Here is a 17,667-nt window from a genome sequence, read left to right on the forward strand (position 1 = left end):
TTTTGCGTCCCGCCCACAGCCACTTCTTATTGTTATTAATCCTTAAAGACACAACGGAGCTGTAATCGCGCAAAGACTTGGAGGAGACCCCAGTTACACCAGTGTTGCCCAAGGCCTCAACCCTGTCGTCCCAGCTTGGGTTTTCACCCTAAGGTGGGCGACGTCTCACTTTAATTTGGCACAAAGAGGGAATTGGCACTAACGACCCGCGGTGGGCTGCTATAGTTTTGAGGTTCAGGTGCCAAGGGCGGTAAGCGCCATGGCGCGCAGATTCGCTCGCCAAACGTCCAGCCAACGAGGCCGTTACCAATTAACCCTCACCGGTTAGACCCCAAGGTCCATTATGTGGTTAACTGGCTGGACCTTAACAACGACACTCTAACCTTCGCTGTAGCGGGGCGCCGCTGGTATCTGGCTCTGGGAATGAACTGGTAAAACTCTTTATGAAAATGTCGATCGCCAGGGTGTTGTTCATATTGGCGCCGCTCTATTTGCTATCGGAACACGCAATCGCCGTCAATGCGACCGGCACCACTATGGAGGTGCGTTACTATGATCGCGGCACCCAGGATGCCCGCCATGCTTACAAATTCGAACTGATTCGCGCCATTCTGGAAAGTACCCGCGCCGAATTCGGCGACTACACAATTCTTCCCTTTGGCGAAGAGCCCAGTGCCAAGCGCCAGTCACTGCTCATCAGTGAAGGTAAAATTCTCAACCTGCTCTGGGCCTCACCCGGCACTGCAATCGCCAAAGGCGATGTGATTACTATCCCGGTAGATATATTGCGCGGGCTGGCCGGGTTTCGCGTATGTCTGATTAACCCGGTTAATTTCCCCAGCGGCCCCATTGAATCTTTGCAACAGTTGCAATTGGGCCAAGGACTGAACTGGGCCGATATGGAGGTGTACAAGTACAACGGCGTACTGCCCAAACAAGGCCCCACCTTTGAATCCCTATTTGAAATGCTCGCGGCCCAGCGCTACCACTGCTTGCCGCTCGGAGCTGATGAAGTGATGTTTACCTGGCGCGAGAAAAAAGTGCTCTACCCCTTCCTGACCCTCGAACCCAACTTACTGATTTACTACGATTACCCCGTTTATTTGCACGTGAGCAAACGAATCCCCGCGCTAGCGGAGCGGGTCGCGCTGGGCCTGAAAAAATTACAGGAGAACGGCGAGTTTCTGCGCTTGTTTAACAAGCATCACGCCACTGATGTTGCGCAGCTCCGCCTGGATCAACGCAAAGTGTTTTGTTTGCGCTCGCCCTATTTGCCCCAAAAGGGACAATGCGAAAAAACGCTCAACTACCCTCAGTTACCAGCAAAGCGCTAGTTGGAAGGCTCATCATCAACGCCGGCATTCATCAAACACCGTCTTAAAAAAGCTGCCCGGCTCACAGAGCCGGGCAGAAGCAAGGGCGCCACGGACGACGCTTAGGGAATACTAATTAATCGGGCAAGAACCTGCGCAAGCAGAGGTATTCATTTGACTGTTACCGAGCAGAGTCACATCCGCCGGGCGCACGTCGCAGTTGGCAGTATCAAATTCCACCCCCAGCGCAGAGCTGCTGCCAGAACCTTTCACTACGCCTTTATACACCTGGCAAATTTTGGTTTTGGATGTACCGCTGTTATTCAGGGTTAGGTTGCGGATAATTGCCGTATCACCAAAGTTGGTGTTGATGCCGACAATAGTACTGACATCGCGCGTGATCACATCGTTGATCACAATTTTGCGCGGGCCGCCGTTGTTGGTGCAGTCACCACAGGTACGCGCCAATTTACCTGCGCTCTGCACGTAGAATTTACTAATGTGCAATTCACCGCGACCATTAAACTGGAAGGTTTTATCCGAGCCATTAAATGCCGCACCGCAAGTGATGTTCATGATGGTACCGGCTGGGCCCATCGCCGTCGCCGCATCTTCACCGATATCTTCCCACCACACACGCTCAATGGTGCAATTGCCTTTACAGTGAATCCCATCCGCCGCGAGCGAACCGATAATCACGTTGCGCACTACTCCGCCCTCTTGCACTTCAAACAATGGCGGCTGTCCCTCACTTTGGCTACCGCCCGACAAGTTGTAGCGCTTATTCAAACCATCAAATATTTCCCCCGCCGCCACTACGCGCGTCGCCGGCAATTGCACAGTTTCGGTGGGTTCAGGTTTTTCACAACCGGGATAATAACTGCCGACCGAAGGTGCACTTGAAGCTGCACTGCTCGCCACTGAACTTTTAGAGCTGGCGATTGAACTGGGTGCGCTCGAATTTACTTTACTGGATGTTACTGCACTGGACGATGACTGCGCCGGCGCAGAACTGCTGACAGCTGAAGTTGCACGACCAACCGAACATTCATTAGTGCCGCCCGCTACTTTGGTGCCCGCTCCAAAGGTCACTTCGCCGCACACAAAACTGCCGCTCAGGGTTTTATAAGTAAATTTATCGGCGCGACCATATGCCACCAGCGTCGATGCAGGAACAGAACAGGTTTTGCCTTCGTTGCAAATGGTAGTAAAACCGGTAGGACGATTGGCAGCAAAGGCGCTGGTCGCACAAGCAGCCAGCACCACACCGGACAATAACAGGGAGATACGCATAATAATTTCCTCAAGAAGATTAGCTGTGTTGCATTTAGGAACACGCACCGCTGAAAACTTATGAGGTATTGCACGAGAGAACCGAATAACCCAGAGGGAAACCACAACGGTTCAGGAATCGCCACGCCGAAAATTATTCTTATGTTTTGATGAATTATTGCGGCGGCAGTCTACTCCGCAAAAATAAAAGCACAATTCCGTCACAGACCGAATTTTCAAACTCAGCACTCTCCCACACATGAACTGTGTTGGGGTATACACAAAAAAAGGGACGCAGGTTGTATGAATTTACCTGTAAAAAATTCACAGTTTAATTTGCGGAAATAAAATTCCAGCACATAAAAAAGGCGATCCGAAGATCGCCTTTTATCAACACCAGAGGTTAGCAAATCAACCCTTGGCGCGCTCTTCCAGAATCGCTACTGCTGGCAATACTTTGCCTTCCACGAACTCAAGGAATGCACCGCCACCGGTAGACACGTAAGAAATTTTATCCGCCAGGTTCCACTTGTCGATTGCCGCCAGAGTGTCACCACCGCCCGCTACGGAAAATGCAGCGCTTTCAGCAATTGCGCGGGAAATAGTTTCAGTACCCTGTGCGAAAGCATCAAATTCAAATACGCCGCAGGGGCCGTTCCACAATACGGTTTTAGCGTTTTTGATAATGTCGGCAACGCGCGCTGCAGTTTCAGGGCCGTAGTCGATGATTTCTTCGTCAGCTTGAATTTCGTTCGCTTTTTTCGCAACGGCAACAGAGTTGTGATTCCATTGTTTGAAGCCTTCTTTAGTCACACGCACGTCAGTCGCGTAAACCACTTCGGTGGTTTTGCACAGACGCTGAGCTTCGGGGATCAAATCTTTTTCGTGCAGTGAATTACCTACTTGATTGCCGGCGGCCGCAACGAAAGTATTGGAAATGCCACCACCTACTACAAGGATGTCAGCAATTTTTGACAGGGCATCCAACACGCTCAGCTTGGTAGACACTTTCGAACCACCAACGATTGCTACCAATGGGCGCGCAGGATTGTCGAGCACTTTTGCCAGGGCTTCCAATTCTGCAGCCAGCAATGGGCCAGCGCAGGCGATAGGTGCAAACTTCGCAACGCCGTGTGTTGATGCTTGCGCGCGGTGCGCAGTACCAAATGCATCCATTACAAACACATCGCACAGCGCCGCCATTTTTTTAGAAAGCTCATCAGAATTCTTGCCCTCGCCCACATTGAAGCGCACGTTTTCCAGCAGAACCAAATCGCCTTGGTCAGCAAAGCCATCAACCCAGTCTTTTACCAGCGGGACAGCGCGGCCCAATTTTTCGCTCAGGTATTTTGCAACAGGCGCCAGAGAAGATGCTTCGTCGTAAACGCCTTCATCCGGACGCCCCAGATGCGACATCACCATCACTTTAGCACCCTTGCTCAAGGCTTCCTTGATCGTTGGGATAGAAGCATCAATACGCACTGCGCTAGTGATACGTCCATCTTCCAAGGGAACGTTCAGATCCTGACGAATCAATACACGCTTGCCGGCGAGATCCTGGTCTTTCATTAAATTTACAGTCATAGAATTCTCCTGATCAAAAAACAAAATATAAATAGAGCAATTAGTTAATGGTGTTTTGAGATTTTTCGGTTAATAGGTCCTGCGCCAATTCAGCTTCTATGTCTGCAATGCTGGGTAATTTGCCCTGCAAATTTTCCGGCAGGTGACGCAGCAACTGATATTCAGCAACACCAATAGGTTTTTCGATACCGGACAAGGCATATTCCGCCACTAGCCGATTTTGTTGTCTGCACAGGAGCAAACCAATAGTTGGTTTATCATCCTCTGCTTTAATTTGTGCATCCACTGCAGCAAGGTAAAAATTTAATTTTCCTGCGTGCTCTGGTTTAAAAGCGCCTGCCTTTAATTCCACAACCACATAACACTTCAATCGAATGTGATAGAACAACAAATCAATAAAAAATTCGTCACCCGCCACTTCCAAACGAAATTGACGTCCGACAAACGCAAAACCCGCGCCCAATTCCAAGAGAAAACGAGTGATATGCTGAATCAATGCATTTTCAATATCGCGTTCGTGAGCATCTTCACCCAGCCCGAGAAAATCGAATAGATAAGGATCTTTCAGTGTTTCTTGAGCCAACGCCGATACTGCGGCAGGCAAGCGTACTGCAAAATTACTGACTGCGTTTCCCTGGCGCGACTTCAGCTGGTTTTTAATATTCAATTCGAGCGTAGTGCGCGACCAACCATATTCAACTGCTCGAACAGCGTACCACTCACGATCAGAAGCATCAGAAACTTTGGTTAATAAGGTAACAATATGGAACCAAGGCAATTGGTCAGCGGGCTGCTGACCAAATTGACCACTTGGGCAATGCTCAGCGAAATAGCGCATGTACTTGAGATTACTGGTAGACCAGCCTTTCATGTCCGGAAACGCTTCTTTTAAATCACCAGCCAAATGATCAATGACCTTTGCACCCCAGCCCCGGGTTTGCTGACGCTGCAAAATATCTCGGCCGATACGCCCATAAAGCCGAACCAACTCAACATTAACCGCAAGTCCTGCCCGATACTGAGCACTGGCGATATCAGCTTTAAGCTGCTTTAACCAGTCACTGTAATCTGCGGGAAGCAGTTTATCCGCCATAAGTTCATTCAATCCGTTTTGATCAATCATATGAGGGTAAAACAAAACACCCGACTCGCGCCGGGTGTTTTTTTGTTGCTTAATCTTCCAACAATTCTTCTACAGTGGCGACAATGTTGTCGACAGTGAAGCCGAAGTGTTCGAGCAGTTTGTTGCCGGGCGCTGATTCACCGAAGGTGGTCATGCCAACGATGCGGCCGTCGAAGCCGACGTATTTGTACCAGTAGTCAGCGTGTGCAGTTTCAACCGCAACGCGTGCGCCTACGCTGATTGGCAATACGGATTCTTTGTAGGCAACATCTTGTTGATCAAACACAGAAGTCGAAGGCATAGACACAACGCGTACATTTTTACCTTTTGCTTTCAATGCTTCCGCCGCTTTCACAGTTACGCCGACTTCTGAACCGGTGGCGATCAGAATGGCTTCTGGCTCACCCACAGAATCAACCAACACGTAACCGCCTTTGGCGATGTTGGCAACCTGCGTCTCGGTACGTGCGAAGAAATCCAGATTTTGACGGCTGAATACCAAAGCAGCTGGACCATCTTTACGTTCAACAGCAGATTTCCAAGCCACCACTGACTCAGTGCTGTCCGCCGGACGCCAGGTTTCCAGGTTTGGAGTCAAACGCAAAGTGCCGAGCACTTCGATTGGCTGGTGAGTCGGGCCGTCTTCGCCTTGTCCGATTGAGTCGTGGGTGTAAACAAATACGTTGCGCAATTTCATCAGCGCCGACATACGCACGGCGTTAGCCGCGTATTGTTGGAACATCAGGAAGGTTGCGCCGTAAGGAATAAAACCACCGTGCGCAGACACACCATTCATAATGGCGCTCATACCAAATTCGCGCACACCGTAATACACGTAGTTACCGCTGGCATCGCCCGCTTCTACGCCTTTGGATTTTTTCACCAGCGTCAGGTTAGAACCGGCAAGGTCAGCAGAACCGCCGAGAATTTCCGGCAACCACTCAACAAAGGCAGCAATAGTATTTTGCGATGCTTTACGGCTCGCAATTTTTTCGCCTTTGGCTTGGGTCTCAGTGATAAAGGCTTCGGCTTTTGCAGCGAAATCAGCAGGCAACTCGCCTTTAATGACACGGCGATCAAATTCAGCGGCCAATTCCGGATGCGCTGCTTTATAGGCCGCAAATTTCTCGCTCCAGGCTTTTTCTTTGGCAGCACCTTTTTCTTTTGCATCCCAACCGGCGTAAACATCAGCAGGAACTACAAAGGGTTCGTAATCCCAATTCAGGGTTTTACGTACTAATGCCACTTCTTCCAAGCCCAGTGGCGAGCCGTGGCAATCGTGTGAACCCTGCTTGTTCGGTGAACCGAAACCGATGATAGTTTTGGTAATGATCAAGGTTGGTTTCTGGGTTTCTGCGCGCGCCGTTTCGATCGCCGTTTTAATTTCTTGTGCGTCGTGACCATCTACGGCGCGGATAACTTGCCAGCCGTAAGCTTCAAAGCGCTTGGCGGTGTCATCGGTAAACCAGCCTTCAACGTGGCCGTCAATCGAAATACCGTTGTCGTCGTAGAAAGCGATCAGTTTGCCTAAGCCCAGAGTACCGGCCAATGAACAGGCTTCGTGAGAAACGCCTTCCATCATGCAACCGTCACCCAGGAAACAGTAGGTGAAGTGATTAACAACTTGATGGCCATCGCGGTTGAATTGTGCAGCCAATACTTTTTCTGCCAATGCCATACCTACGGCGTTGGCAATTCCCTGACCCAATGGACCAGTAGTGGTTTCCACACCCGGGGTGTAACCCAGTTCAGGGTGTCCAGGAGTGTTGGAGTGCAATTGACGGAATTGTTGCAGGTCTTCGATAGAAACTGCGTAGCCGCTCAAGTGCAGCAAGGAGTAAATCAGCATGGAGCCGTGGCCATTCGACAGTACGAAACGGTCGCGGTCAGCCCACTGCGGGTTTTGCGGGTTGTGTTGTAAGAAATCGTTCCACAGAACTTCGGCGATATCCGCCATGCCCATTGGGGCGCCCGGGTGGCCTGAGTTGGCTTTCTGAACCGCGTCCATAGAGAGGACACGAATCGCATTGGCAAGGTGTTGACGAGTTGGCATGAAACTCAAGGCTCCTTAAATAAAGTTGATTGCTGTTGTAGTTGGGCGCGTCACTGCCGTCTGCGCGGTCAGGGCACCCTGGGGTTGCAAAGCACTATTGGGCAAACGCCACTTATTTACAGGCCTCTGATGGGCTTTTATGTCGTTGGGTTCCAGCCGCCGTCGCTGGGTGTGGCTGTCACCAGAACCTGAAAGCCACAGACAAAATGGGCAGGCATTTTCACCCAGCGGGCGCCGCCCGTAAAGAAAAATGGTCTCTTATCAACAGAATTAATCGTAAAAACTGAGCAGAAACTGATCTTTCAGTCCAAAACAGCCTAAAACCTATATCAAAATATTTTGATATAGGTTTTTTCGACTGCTAGACTGCTCACCAATTCCAGCGAATCGACGAAAGAATGAACCAATCCCTGCCCTCCAATCCTGATGAGCTTCCACTATTGACCGATGCGGTCGAACTGGAAACGCCACTCAGCCCCCTCGCGAATCTGCTCAAGGCGGCGGGTGACCCCTTACGGCTGGAGATCTTGCGCGTGCTCAGCCAGGATTCTTACGGTGTACTGGAGCTGTGCCGGATATTCTCGATCAAACAATCGGGCATGAGCCACCACTTGAAGGTGCTTGCCAATGCCGGCCTGCTGAGTTCACGCCGCGAAGCCAATTCGATTTTTTATCGCCGCGCTTATTTGTCGCCGGATCATCCCTTTGCCTCACTGCAGCAACAATTGTTTGCGAGTTTGGATCTTCTTCCCATCGCCGAACACCTGCGTGCGCCAATTATCGAATTGCAGCAAGAGCGCAGCCAGGCAGCACAACAATTTTTTAGCGAGAACGCCGATAAGTTTCGCGCGCAGCAAGATCTGATTGCGAGTTATCCGGTCTACGCTGAGCAGATGACGCAACTGCTCAATAACACCGCGTTACGCGATAAAAAACTGGCGCTGGAAGTAGGCCCGGGTGAAGGCGAATTTCTAGCAGTGCTGGCGCAACAATTTAATCAGGTTGTTGCATTGGATAACGCCGCCAACATGTTGGAAAAAGCCAAAAAATTTGCGCAGGACAATCATTTGCGCAATATCGAATTTATTCACGGCGATACCCAAAGTTTACCGGGCCACAAAGTATTGGCCGATTGCATTCTGGTAAACATGGTGCTGCACCACACGCCCTCGCCCGCCGATATTTTTCAGGATTTAAGCAGAGCCCTGGCACCTGCTGGTGCTTTGCTGATTTGTGATCTGTGCCGCCATGAACAGGATTGGGCGCGCGACGCCTGTGGTGATTTATGGCAGGGATTTGATCCTCAGGATTTTTCGCGCTGGGCCAAGGCTGCCGGGCTGGAAGAAGGTCAAAGCGTTTATTTTGCACTGCGCAACGGTTTTCAAATTCAGTTGCGTCAATTTTTTAAACCGACGAATTTTTAAACCAACAGGTTTTTAACATTGAATTACGTAGCCCGTATGGAGTGTAACGAAATACGGGAACTATGATGACCGTGAATAACAACCCCGTATTGCGTTTCACTCCATACGGGCTACCAGATTTTTTATTTTCAAAATTATGTGAAGGAAAAAACCATGTCTGAATATTCAGTCTTTACCTCCGAGTCAGTATCCGAAGGCCATCCCGATAAAATGGCAGATCAGATTTCCGATGCCGTACTCGATGCGATTTTAGCGCGCGATCCACACGCCCGCGTTGCGGTAGAAACCCTGGTAAAAACCGGTATGGCAGTTATCGCCGGCGAACTGACCACCTCCTGTTACGTCGACCTTGAAGACATAGTGCGCGATGTAATTACCGGTATTGGCTACAACAGCTCTGATGTAGGTTTTGATGGCGCCACCTGTGCAGTATTAAATGCGATTGGTAAACAGTCGGTGGATATTAACCAGGGTGTTGATCGCGCAAAACCTGAAGATCAAGGCGCAGGCGACCAAGGCTTAATGTTTGGCTATGCCACCAATGAAACCCCCAACCTGATGCCAGCACCGGTGTACTACGCGCATTTGTTGTGTAAGCGCCAATCGGAGTTGCGCCGCAACGGCACCTTACCTTGGTTGCGCCCCGATGCAAAATCACAAGTGACCATCAACTGGGAAGGTGCAACGCCAAAAATTGATGCTGTGGTTTTATCAACTCAACACAGCCCAAGCATCAGCCTGGCAGATCTGCGCGAAGCAGTACTGGAAAACATTATCAAGCCAGTATTGCCAAAGGAATGGCTGCATGAAGGTACCTTGTATCACATTAACCCGACCGGCAACTTTGTGATTGGTGGCCCAGTAGGTGACTGTGGCTTAACCGGCCGCAAAATTATCGTAGATACCTACGGCGGTATGGCACGTCATGGTGGTGGTGCTTTCTCTGGTAAAGACCCATCAAAAGTTGACCGCTCTGCGGCTTACATGGGCCGTTATGTAGCGAAAAACATTGTGGCGGCCGGCCTCGCTGATCGCTGTGAAATTCAAGTAAGTTACGCTATTGGTGTAGCCGAACCCACCTCTATTTCTGTGAATAGTTTTGGCACCGGAAAATTAACCGACAAAGAGTTGGCTAACGTAGTGCGCAAAGAATTTGATTTGCGCCCTTACGCGATTCAAAAGCAACTCGACTTGCTGCACCCGATGTATCAATTAACTGCCTCTTACGGCCACTTTGGTCGTGAACCGTTTGAACACACTTACCACTACACAGAAAATGGCGAGAAGAAATCAAAAACCTTCACTGCCTTTACGTGGGAGCGTACCGATAAAGTCGAGACGCTGAAAAAATACCTGTAAGAAATTGTTTTTAAATTCACACCCGTGGAAAGCCACACAGGAATTAATTATGAGCTTCACCGACTATAAAGTTGCCGCCAAAACCCCCGAAGAGTTTGCTAAAGATGCGTACTGGGGCCGCAAGGAAATTGAAATCGCCGAAGGTGAAATGCCGGCACTGATGGCGCTGCGCCGCAAATACAAAGATTCAAAACCCCTGGCCGATGCGCGCATTATTGGCTGTATCCACATGACCATTCAAACCGCCGTGTTAATTGAAACTCTGGTGGATCTGGGCGCGGAAGTGCGCTGGTCATCGTGCAACATTTTTTCCACCCAGGATCACGCGGCAGCGGCAATCGCAGCAGCAGGTATTCCGGTATTTGCCTGGAAAGGCGAAACCGAAGAAGAGTTCTGGTGGTGCATCGAGCAGACCATCAACAAAGATGGCAAAGTCTGGAACGCCAACATGATTCTCGATGACGGCGGCGATGTAACCCAAATCGTGCACGAAAAATACCCGCAGATGCTCGACAGCATTCACGGCATCTCCGAAGAGACCACCACCGGTGTACACCGTTTGGTTGAGATGCTGAAAAAAGGCACTTTAAAAGTTCCCGCGATTAACGTGAACGATGCGGTGACCAAAAGCAAAAACGACAACAAATACGGTTGCCGTCACAGCTTGAATGACGCCATCAAACGCGGCACCGACCATTTGCTCGCCGGTAAAAAAGCCCTGGTCATTGGCTACGGCGATGTGGGTAAAGGTTCTGCTGCATCCCTGCGTCAGGAAGGCATGATCGTTAAAGTCACCGAGATTGATCCAATCTGTGCAATGCAAGCCTGCATGGATGGTTTTGAAGTGGTGTCGCCTTATAACGACGGCATCAACACTGGCAAATTTGAAGACATCAATCACATAGTACTCGGCACTACCGATTTAGTAGTGACTACCACGGGTAATGTGAACGTATGTGATTCGGCCATGCTGCGCGCCTTAAAGAACGGCGCCGTGGTGTGTAACATCGGTCACTTCGATAGCGAAATCGATACCGCGTTCATGCGCAAAAATTGGGAGTGGGAAGAAGTTAAACCGCAAGTACACAAGGTGTATCGCGATAAAGCCACTAACAATCATTTGATTATTTTGTCCGAAGGCCGCTTGGTAAACCTGGGCAACGCGACTGGTCACCCATCGCGCATTATGGATGGCTCCTTTGCCAATCAGGTACTCGCGCAAATTTATTTGTACGAGCGCCAATTTGCCAAGCTGCCCGCCGAGCAAAAAGCCGAGCACATTTACGTGCGCGTGCTGCCGAAGAAACTCGACGAAGAAGTGGCAAAAGACATGGTGGAAGGTTTCGGTGGCGTGATTACCAAACTTACCACTCACCAAGCCGAATACATCGGTGTGGAAGTGGAAGGTCCGTTTAAGCCGGATTCTTATAAGTATTAATGAAATAACTGCGATCAAATCCCTCCCCACCCCCCCCTTTTTTCAAAGGGAGGGAGTTAATACCCACTTTGAAAAAGGGGGTCGCCGCAGGCGGGGGGATTTGCTCTTTTTTTGAGAAATAAAAATGAGCGACTCACAACTACGCCTGAGCTTTGAATTTTTCCCCGCCAAAACGGCGGAAGGAAAAGAAAAACTGATTAAAGTGCGCGACGAATTAAATTTTTTTAATCCGGATTTTTTCTCAGTCACTTACGGTGCCGGTGGCTCCACGCGCGATAACACCAAGGGGCTGGTCACCAAATTCAAAGCTGACGGCATTAGCACTGCACCACACTTGTCATTTGGCGGTGATGATGACGACAGCATTAAGCAATTAATTCAGGAATACAAAGACGCCGGTGTAGATCGCATAGTCGCACTGCGCGGCGATATGCCTTCGGGTGTGGGCGGTGGAATGCAATTGGTTTACGCCAATGAGCTGGTGGCTTTTATTCGCAAACATTTTGGTGAACACTTTCACCTCGAAGTAGCGGCCTATCCGGAAATTCATCCGCAAGCCAAAAGCTACAGCGATGATGTGCGCTATTTGAAAGGCAAATTCGATGCGGGCGCCAACAGCGCGATCACGCAGTACTTCTTTAATCCCGATGCCTATTTTTTCTTTATCGACCAATGCCATAAAGCCGGCATTACGCAGCCGATTTTTCCCGGCATCATGCCCATCATCAACTACAAAAATTTAATCCGTTTCTCTGACGCTTGCGGCGCAGAAATTCCGCGTTGGTTGCGCAAAGCGCTGGAAAATTACGGTGACGATGAAGCTAGCCTGAAAGCTTTCGGCGTAGAGCTTATCAGCGAGCTCTGCGAAACCCTGTTGGAAAACGACGCACCCGGTTTGCACTTCTACACTATGAACCAAACCGAACCTACCGCGCAAATCGTGCGCAATTTGGGTTTGATTCCGGTGGAGTAATTGCAGTTCTCGCACAACAAAAAAGGCGCAATTTCTGCGCCTTTTTTGTTGCTGCTAAAGTGATACCAAGAATACTTTATTACTGACTCAGCGCCTGCTTCTGCAACTCATGCAATTGCGCGATGCCTTTTTTAGCCAGGCTTAACATGGCCGCAAATTCGGCTTCAGTAAAAGGCTCGGCTTCGGCGGTGCCCTGGATTTCAATAATACCGCCATCATCCCCCATCACGACATTCATATCCGTATCCGCAGCTGAATCTTCAGGATAATCCAGGTCTAGCACCGGAACGCCCTGATAAATTCCTACAGAGATAGAAGCAATGGCGCGCTTGAGGGGTTCGCCGGTAACCTTGCCTTGGGCTTTCAAAAAGTTGATCGCATCAGCCAATGCCACCCAGGCACCGGTGATTGACGCAGTGCGGGTGCCGCCATCTGCCTGAATAACGTCACAGTCGATATGTATAGTGTTCTCACCCAAAGCGCCAAGGTCCACTGCGGCGCGCAGTGAGCGGCCAATAAGACGCTGGATCTCTACGGTGCGCCCCTGCTGTTTGCCGCGCGCCGCTTCGCGATCCATACGGGTGCCGGTAGAACGCGGCAACATGCCGTATTCAGCGGTGAGCCAGCCCTGCCCCTGTCCGCGCAAAAACGGTGGCACATTGTTGACCACGCTGGCGGTACAGATCACTTTGGTATCACCAAACTCCACCAACACTGAGCCTTCGGCGTGTTTGGTGTAGTGACGGGTAATGCGGACGGGGCGTAATTGATCGGGGTTACGGCTGCTGGGGCGATGCATAATCAAATCCTTACTGCGGGAAAAATCAGAAATTCAAAGGGATGATAAAAAAGCTGTGGTACCATCCCAAATCTGTAAACGAATGTTAATGTACCGGGGAACTCTACCAGTTATAGTCGCCTGACGTAACCGCCCCGCTTGAATTTACCTTTGCCAAGAACGACTTAGTTCCAGGAGCCACTATGCCACGCAGTATGACGGGATTCGCCCGCCGTGAAGCAAAACTCCCCTGGGGAACCCTTGTATGGGAAATCCGCAGCGTCAACCACCGCTACCTTGAGCCCAGCTTCCGCCTTCCGGAAGATTTCCGCGAAATAGAACCCCATCTGCGCGACGCCATGCGCAAAGCCCTGCAACGCGGGAAAGTAGAAGCCAGCCTGAGTGTGCAATGGGAACAGGAAGGCGAATCGGAATTGGGCATCAACCTCGTTAAGGTTTCCCAGCTAACCAAATCCGCTCAACAAATTAACAATCTGCTTGGCGCCGCAGCAGCACCGGTGAATGCGCTGGATATACTGCGCTGGCCAGGCGTAATCCAAAAGCAGGAGCTGGACCGCGAAGCCCTGCACGCCGCGGCGCTGGAATTATTTGAATCCGCATTAGATGGGCTCATCGAACACCGCTCGCGCGAAGGTGCGGAATTAGAGCAGCTGATTCTTACCCGCCTTGATAACGTCTCAGTTCAGGTCGCTAACGTGCGTGCACGTATGCCGGAAATTCTCGCCGCGCAACGCGACAAATTGCAAACCAAACTCGCTGCCTTGCAAATCGATTTGGACCCAGAGCGTTTAGAGCAGGAGGTCGTACTGCTTGCGCAAAAGGCCGATGTGGATGAAGAGCTGGATCGTCTGGACACTCACGTGATCGAAGTCAAACGCAGCCTCAAGCAAACCGACTCCCTCGGCCGTCGGTTGGATTTTTTAATGCAGGAACTAAATCGCGAAGCCAATACCCTTTCATCAAAATCGGTAGTCAGCGAAACCACCCAAGCGGCGGTAGAGTTGAAAGTGTTGATCGAGCAGATGCGCGAGCAAGTCCAAAATATTGAATAAATGGTGATTATTAAGCTGCCGATCCTTGGCTTGGCTCATTTGACTGTACTAGACATTTACGTCAACTGAGTCTTCAGTCAAGAGATCGTCAGCCTGCTTAAAAATAAACTGCTTTAAAAACTTATCAATTCGCATATTTAACTTAAATAGCGGTAAGCTCACACCATCTAACTTTTCAAAATAAGCTTTGGCTTTTTCCTTATCCACCGTTGCTTTTAGTGCATCAAACCGACCAAAGTTATTAAGATTATTTTCTTTGACGTTGTCGCTCAGTAAATCCATTAATAAATTTCTATCCAGCCCCAAAATATTGACGAGTGTATTTAACTGCGTAGTTTCCGCGTTATTTTTGTAGTCGTTGATATAGTCTCTGAAACAGTGGCCTGCAATTAATTTGGCATCGCCTCGCTGTAAGTCATGCAAAAACAAACGCGCGTATTTTTGTTCTGCTTGTGTGAGCGATGAAAACGATTTATGCAATTCGTTGAGAGTCACTTCAATAGTGGTTTGATCTTGATGTTGATTCAGCTCTTTAAGGTATTTGTCAAAGCGGCTGTTCATGTAATCGGCGTCGATTTTTCCCGTATCAATTTCGGTGAGATAACCGCTAATATCAAAAGGCACATCGCCGCCACTTGTGCCACCACCGCCCCCCTTACCCGCTAATTCTTTATAGCGTAGAGCAAGCGCCAAATAAGTTTGCTCGTCTACCTCCAGCGTTATTTTGTGTTCTTTATTTTCGCCGTATGCGTGAGTCAGGTTATCCCAATGCAAACCTTGTACTTTGGCGGCTTCCAGATGTTGATTAAAGGTTTTAAATAGTTTGGCGAATTTTGCGCAGGTATCTATGTCGTCTGGTAGCTTTTCCAAATTTTTCACGCCCGCACTCACAAATAGCTCGGTGATTTCCACCACTAGATCGTTCATGGCTTTCAGGTTGCTTTCAAGGCGGTCTACAAATAAGCCGATAGGCCGATCACCGGAATAAAGTTTTACCGCATCCTTAATATGCTGCTCCATAGTGTGCGGATAGCGATAGTAACGAATGGTGCCGTGGGGTTTGTCGGGGCCAAATAAACGATTAGTGCGCGAAAACGCTTGAATAATGTTTTGGTATTTAATCACCTTGTCTAAATACAAGGTATTCAGCCATTTAGAGTCAAACCCCGTCAGCATTTGGTCTACTACGATTAGCAAATCCAACTGTTTGGCGGGTTCCGTGTGTATGCGCTCGTAAGGTTTTTTATGGGCGAGGCGGGCGGCTACATCTTTTTTGAATTGCGCGTGTTTGGCGAAATCAAAATCTTGCCCGTAGCGCGCGTTGTAGTCGGCCATAATTTCTTCTAAGCCATCGCTTTTAAACGTAGGACCACGGTCGCCGCCGCCATCGTTGTCGATGTTCGGGTCAAACAGCGCGGAAATTTTAAGTTCGGGCTTAGCTAGTTTTAAACGGCGATAATAATCGATTGCTTCCGCAATACTGTTGGTGGCGAGAATCGCATGAAATTTATTGGCTTGGCTGAGTACATCCCAACTTTGCAGAATATCCTCCACCACTTTTTCTTGATGCGTATCCGTTAAATATTGCTCTTTCGGTACGTAATCTTCTATTCCTTTGATGTATTTACCGGTTGCATCCTTTTCACCGTACATTTTTACTTCATTCATAAAGTACAAAAATTTTTTCTTTTTAGCGGGGTCGACCATAGCATCTTCAACTGAGTCCGCCTTAGCTTCGGCGAGAGCAACGGCTTGGCGTACATCCTTGTCTTTAAACGTACAGACTTTATAAGGATCGAATCCTAAAACGTTTTTATCGCGTATGCCGTCGGCAATGCTGTAGCGGTGCAGTTCGGCACCAAATACATCAGCGGTTGTATTGTTGTTAACGTGGTTTTCGTCGTGGATGGGTGTGCCAGTAAAACCAAAGAACAATGCCGCCGGGAAGGTTTTCTTTACCGTCACCAACATGCCGTCTTTATTATCTTTGCCGCCGCTCATGGTCGAGCGATGGGCTTCATCAACAATAAATACCAGCCGTTTGGCACGAATTTTTTCAATGTCCGCGGCATTAGTCGCAGCGCCTTCATCATTTACCGCTTCAAAAATATTACTCATTTTTTGGATGGAGGTAACGATGAGGACATCGGCAGGTTTATTGCTTTTTAGCTTGGTGACTAAGACATCGGTGTTTTCGGTCGCTTGTACGTCTTCACCATCGTTGGCAAAGTTGCGGTATTCCGCCAGCGATTGCGTGCCCAGCTCGATGCGATCCATTAAAAAAATCACTTTATCGGCATCTTTGGATTGAGCAATTAATTGCGCCGATTTAAAACTGGTCATGGTTTTGCCGGAGCCAGTGGTGTGCCAAACATAACCACCCAAGCGGTCTGCATTATTCGCATTATTGCTCAGTTGTTGCCAATGGGTTTTGGCCACTTTGTCGGAGATGGCGTTAGCGGCGTAATACTGGTAACTGCGCATGACTTTAAGCACGCCATCGGTATCGTCGGCGACTGTGTAAAAGCCTATAAGCTCATGCGCCATAAGCGCGTTGAGCAGCATGGTGGTGACATCTTTCCAGTGGTTGATGGGCTCGTTATTAACGTCGGCCCAGTTGAACTGATAATCGCGATTAAACTTGCCATCCATGCCGGGGTTGGCAAAGTATTTGGTTTCTTCTGGCTGCATGGCCACAAAAATTTGGACTAGCGAAAATAGCCCGCTAAAAATGCCCTCGGCGCTGTATTTTTCAATTTGGTTTACAGCTTGGCTTACGGGAATACCGCTGCGCTTCAATTCCACATGAATTACAGGCATGCCGTTAATCAATAACAGCACATCCCCGCGCCGGTCGTTGCGCAGTGGGCTACCGCGTGCAAATTGCGGCTGTTGCGCAATTTGATAACGGCTTTGGCCAGCGGCGGCTTCTTGGCGATCAAAAATTTTCAGGCTGATTTCTTTACCCAGGTGTAATTTATCCATCGGGTTATCGCGCTTAATGGCGATGGTTTTACCGTTAATAAAACCGTTCAGCTTGAGCGGGGTTTTAAGCTCTTTAATTTGTTCAATAATTTGCTGCATTTCACCACTGGTGAGTGGCACACCGTTTAGGCGATCTTGCTGCTTGTTATTTTCCAGTAAAATATCTGCCCAATTTTCCAGTAATTCAGCTTCTGTTTTATTTTTTAGTACCGGAAACTTACCCCAACCATTGAGGGTTAACACTTTAATAAATGCCTGCTCAAATTCCGCTTCGGTTTTAAACGTGGTCATT

Annotated in this window: 12 protein-coding genes; 6 read left to right on the forward strand and 6 right to left on the reverse strand. The window is 49.2% G+C overall.

Annotation, left to right across the window (positions count from 1 at the left end):
- The first annotated feature begins 443 nt into the window (after nucleotides 1–443).
- Nucleotides 444–1,334 carry an amino acid ABC transporter substrate-binding protein gene (locus D0C16_RS15005; RefSeq protein ID WP_151033104.1) on the forward strand — a complete coding sequence of 297 codons (891 nt, stop codon included), beginning with the start codon at nucleotides 444–446 and terminating at the stop codon, nucleotides 1,332–1,334.
- A gap of 111 nt (nucleotides 1,335–1,445) precedes the next feature.
- On the opposite strand, the gene D0C16_RS15010 is transcribed toward D0C16_RS15005, so the two are convergent.
- The 4 genes from D0C16_RS15010 to tkt all read right to left on the reverse strand — a co-directional run bounded on the left by D0C16_RS15010 (nucleotide 1,446) and on the right by tkt (nucleotide 7,345).
- Complete coding sequence (locus D0C16_RS15010) at nucleotides 1,446–2,606, reverse strand: pectate lyase (RefSeq protein ID WP_151033105.1); 1,161 nt, start codon at nucleotides 2,604–2,606, stop codon at nucleotides 1,446–1,448.
- Between the two features lie 390 nt (nucleotides 2,607–2,996).
- Complete coding sequence (locus tag D0C16_RS15015; RefSeq protein ID WP_151033106.1) at nucleotides 2,997–4,169, reverse strand: phosphoglycerate kinase; 1,173 nt, start codon at nucleotides 4,167–4,169, stop codon at nucleotides 2,997–2,999.
- Nucleotides 4,170–4,209: 40 nt separating this feature from the next.
- Nucleotides 4,210–5,262 carry a YhcG family protein gene (locus D0C16_RS15020; protein WP_151033107.1) on the reverse strand — a complete coding sequence of 351 codons (1,053 nt, stop codon included), beginning with the start codon at nucleotides 5,260–5,262 and terminating at the stop codon, nucleotides 4,210–4,212.
- 79 nt (nucleotides 5,263–5,341) lie between these two features.
- Nucleotides 5,342–7,345 carry a transketolase gene (gene tkt / locus D0C16_RS15025; RefSeq protein WP_151033108.1) on the reverse strand — a complete coding sequence of 668 codons (2,004 nt, stop codon included), beginning with the start codon at nucleotides 7,343–7,345 and terminating at the stop codon, nucleotides 5,342–5,344.
- A 398-nt stretch (nucleotides 7,346–7,743) separates the two neighbouring features.
- On the opposite strand from tkt, the gene D0C16_RS15030 reads away from it, so the two are divergent.
- From D0C16_RS15030 to metF, 4 genes are all read left to right on the forward strand, one after another.
- Nucleotides 7,744–8,769 carry a metalloregulator ArsR/SmtB family transcription factor gene (locus D0C16_RS15030; protein ID WP_151033109.1) on the forward strand — a complete coding sequence of 342 codons (1,026 nt, stop codon included), beginning with the start codon at nucleotides 7,744–7,746 and terminating at the stop codon, nucleotides 8,767–8,769.
- Between the two features lie 153 nt (nucleotides 8,770–8,922).
- On the forward strand, nucleotides 8,923–10,128 hold the full coding sequence (gene metK, locus D0C16_RS15035) for a methionine adenosyltransferase (RefSeq protein ID WP_151033110.1): 1,206 nt from the start codon (nucleotides 8,923–8,925) through the stop codon (nucleotides 10,126–10,128).
- Nucleotides 10,129–10,177: 49 nt separating this feature from the next.
- On the forward strand, nucleotides 10,178–11,566 hold the full coding sequence (ahcY, locus tag D0C16_RS15040; protein ID WP_151033111.1) for an adenosylhomocysteinase: 1,389 nt from the start codon (nucleotides 10,178–10,180) through the stop codon (nucleotides 11,564–11,566).
- 124 nt (nucleotides 11,567–11,690) lie between these two features.
- Nucleotides 11,691–12,539, forward strand: coding sequence for a methylenetetrahydrofolate reductase [NAD(P)H] (gene metF, locus D0C16_RS15045; RefSeq protein ID WP_151033112.1), 849 nt, complete (start codon nucleotides 11,691–11,693; stop codon nucleotides 12,537–12,539).
- 79 nt (nucleotides 12,540–12,618) lie between these two features.
- Here the strand turns inward: metF and rph are convergent, their stop codons facing one another.
- Nucleotides 12,619–13,338: a ribonuclease PH gene (gene rph / locus D0C16_RS15050; RefSeq protein ID WP_151033113.1), complete on the reverse strand. Its 720-nt coding sequence runs from the start codon at nucleotides 13,336–13,338 to the stop codon at nucleotides 12,619–12,621.
- 182 nt (nucleotides 13,339–13,520) lie between these two features.
- Here rph and D0C16_RS15055 point away from each other — a divergent pair, with 182 nt between their 5' ends.
- Nucleotides 13,521–14,390, forward strand: coding sequence for a YicC/YloC family endoribonuclease (locus D0C16_RS15055; protein WP_151033114.1), 870 nt, complete (start codon nucleotides 13,521–13,523; stop codon nucleotides 14,388–14,390).
- Between the two features lie 48 nt (nucleotides 14,391–14,438).
- On the opposite strand, the gene D0C16_RS15060 is transcribed toward D0C16_RS15055, so the two are convergent.
- Nucleotides 14,439–17,666 carry an HsdR family type I site-specific deoxyribonuclease gene (locus D0C16_RS15060; protein ID WP_151033115.1) on the reverse strand — a complete coding sequence of 1,076 codons (3,228 nt, stop codon included), beginning with the start codon at nucleotides 17,664–17,666 and terminating at the stop codon, nucleotides 14,439–14,441.
- Nucleotide 17,667 lies beyond the last annotated feature (1 nt).

Origin of the sequence: Cellvibrio sp. KY-GH-1 (assembly GCF_008806975.1) — a bacterium.
Classification (GTDB): domain Bacteria; phylum Pseudomonadota; class Gammaproteobacteria; order Pseudomonadales; family Cellvibrionaceae; genus Cellvibrio.